This is a genomic window from Bifidobacterium jacchi (genome assembly GCF_009078285.1).
Classification (GTDB): domain Bacteria; phylum Actinomycetota; class Actinomycetes; order Actinomycetales; family Bifidobacteriaceae; genus Bifidobacterium; species Bifidobacterium jacchi.
On the sequence record NZ_RQSP01000007.1, the window covers coordinates 9662 to 12024 of the forward strand.

The 2363-nt window shown below is 63.9% G+C and carries 2 protein-coding genes; both read left to right on the forward strand.

Annotation, left to right across the window (positions count from 1 at the left end; all coding sequences use genetic code 11):
- The first annotated feature begins 96 nt into the window (after positions 1-96).
- Positions 97-1167, forward strand: a complete 1071-nt coding sequence (locus EHS19_RS03290; protein WP_151916378.1) for a class E sortase — start codon at positions 97-99, stop codon at positions 1165-1167.
- A 286-nt stretch (positions 1168-1453) separates the two neighbouring features.
- Positions 1454-2098 (forward strand): anthranilate synthase component II, encoded by a 645-nt coding sequence (locus tag EHS19_RS03295; RefSeq protein WP_151916379.1) that lies wholly within the window; start codon positions 1454-1456, stop codon positions 2096-2098.
- Positions 2099-2363 lie beyond the last annotated feature (265 nt).

The window sequence follows — 2363 nt, forward strand, 5'->3', positions numbered from 1 at the left end:
GGCGGCGGCAACAACGGCTTCGGCGGCGGCACCGGCACGCCCGGCAATGGCGGCACCGGCCCGACTGCGAACCCCGCCCCGCGCCGGCGCGGCGCATTGCAGGCCACGCTCGGCATCATCGCCGAGATTCTGCTCACGTTGGCGGCGATCTGTGCGCTGTACATCGTATGGCAGATGTGGTGGACCGGCGTGCAGGCGGAGCACACGCAGATGGAGACACGCCAATCCGTCGACTGGGCCGACCCGACCGCCAACAGCGGCAACAATGGCGTGAAGATCGCCGCCGCGCAGTCCGGTGAGCCGCCTGTGCAGACCGAAAAGGCGTCCGAGGGCGAGCTGCTCGCGCAGGTGTACATCCCGCGCTTCGGCGACAACTGGGAGCGCAACATGGTGCAGGGCACCACGCTCGAAGAGCTCAACAAGCATGGCCTCGGCCATTACGACAACACGAAGATGCCCGGCCAGGTCGGCAACTTCGCGCTTGCCGGCCACCGCAACGGCTACGGACAGCCGCTCGGCGACGTGGACAAACTGCAGCCGGGCGACCCGATCATCATCCGCACCAAGGACTACTGGTACGTGTACAAGTACACGAACTACGAGATCGTCAAGCCCGAGGAGGTGCGCGTCATCTCCGACGACCCGCAGAGCACCGGCACGCCGACCACCAAGCGGCTGATCACGATGACCACCTGCGAACCGAAGTATTCCGCGCCGATCTACCGCTGGATCAGCTACGGCGAGTTCTCGTACTGGGCGAAGGTTTCGGACGGCATTCCCAAGGAGCTGTCGTCGACCGATTCGTCGGGCCGCGTGCAGTTCATCAACAACGAGCAGCCGTCGCCGATCGCTCAGCTCGATTCGCTGGTTCCGGTCATGCTGGTCGCGCTGCTCGCCTACGCGGTGATCTTCATTGCGGCGCTGGTCGCATGGCGGTTCCCGGTGCTGCGCGCGATCCGTTCCGGCGAGCGGCGTCGGCCCGAGGTGAGCGCGTACGGCTGGCTGCTGCGGCATCAGCCTGGCGTGCTGCCGGTGCGGCTGGTGCTGCTCGGCCTGCTGCTGTTCGTCGTCGCGGCGGCGCTGTTTGAATGGGGATTCCCGTGGGCGGCGTCGACGATTCCGGTATTGCGGGAGATGTCGAACTTCACCGCGGTGCCGACTGCGTGACGCTTGTCGGCGGGTGCCGGTGATGGGTGCCAGGTCGATCGGTCGGCCGGGTCGGCTAGCGAGGCCGGCTGGGCCGGACGGCTCTGGCATGGGCTCGGCCGGCCGGCTGGGTCGGCGATATCCGAGATCATCGTTTCGCTGCGGTAGCCCGGCGACTACACTGGCCTACAGTTTGGCGCGCGATTCGGCGTGGTGATTCGCTACGGTGATTCACGGCGTTGATTCGCCATGTTGATTCGCGCACCGGAAACCGACCGTTGTACCGCTGATGCCGAGGGGAAGAGTCATGACCGATAGCGCACACATTCTGGTGATCGACAACTATGATTCGTTCGTGTACACCATCGTCGGATATCTCAAGACGTTGGGCGCAACGGTGGACGTGGTGCGCAACGATGAGATCGACCCCGCCGAGCCGGGCATTCTCGACGACTATGACGGCGTGCTGATCTCCCCTGGTCCCGGCGCTCCGGCCGATTCCGGCGTCAGCGAGGATGTGATTCGTCGTTGTGCGGCCGAGCGCAAACCCATGTTCGGCGTATGCCTAGGACTCCAGGCCCTCGCCGAAGTGTTCGGATGCACCATCCACCACGCACCCACCATCATGCACGGCAAAACCAGCCAGGTCGAACACATCGACGACGAGATCTTCCACGGCGTCGCCAACCCGATGACCGCCACCCGATACCACTCCCTCGCCGTCGAACCAAACTCCGTGCCCGACGAGCTCACCGTAACCGCATGGACCCAGGACGACCACACCATCCAAGGCATCAAACACCGCGAACTACCCATGTACGCCGTGCAATTCCACCCCGAATCCGTCATGACCCAGGACGGCTACCGACTCCTCGCCAACTGGCTCGCCACATGCGGCCAAACCACCGCCATAGCCAACGCCAAAGGACTACAACCCAACATCGCAGCATAGCAGGCCACTTGGCGCGATCGTCCGGCACGGGCGCTCCCTGTGCCAAACCCGTTCCTGTGAGCTGATGATGGGCTGATGGTGGTTGAATGGACGCGACATTTGCGCCAGAAACTCGGTGCGTTTCGGATCTGTGTTGTGGGTTAGACGGTGGGACACCAGAGAAGGACACTGCCTTAGGCACTCCATAGCGCTACACAGCGCTACACAGCGCAAGGATTTCTCGTGGAAAACGGCCATCTCGTAAAATCCTTGCGCAAAGAAGGCC

What these genes read in the sequence shown, in the direction of transcription:
- EHS19_RS03295 (WP_151916379.1), top strand. Translation starts at nt 1,454, where the DNA reads ATGACCGATAGCGCACACATTCTGGTGATCGACAACTATGATTCGTTC.